This window comes from Psychromonas arctica (assembly GCF_038155225.1).
Classification (GTDB): domain Bacteria; phylum Pseudomonadota; class Gammaproteobacteria; order Enterobacterales; family Psychromonadaceae; genus Psychromonas; species Psychromonas arctica_B.
Genome location: NZ_JBAKBA010000456.1, coordinates 1 through 208, shown reverse-complemented (window position 1 = coordinate 208; position 208 = coordinate 1). Strand labels below are relative to the sequence as shown.

At 37.5% G+C, this 208-nt stretch carries 1 protein-coding gene; it reads left to right on the top strand.

Annotated features, from left to right (window positions below; translation table 11 throughout):
* A partial coding sequence (locus V6255_RS19080) for a YqgE/AlgH family protein (protein WP_341629495.1) occupies positions 1 to 208 on the top strand: 208 nt, incomplete at both ends.

The following is a 208-nucleotide window of genomic DNA, read 5'->3' as shown; positions in this document are numbered from 1 at the left end:
ACTTTAAAAATTCAGTGGTCTATTTATGTGAGCATGTTGAACAAGGTGCAATGGGTTTTATTATTAATTACCCCGTTAAACTCACCGTTCATGAATTATTAAAAAGTGCTGAGAGTATCAGCCATGAACCAACTCCTCCGATCACAGAACCTGTATTTTTAGGTGGACCATTGGATATGGTCAGAGGTTTTGTATTACATAGCCCGAT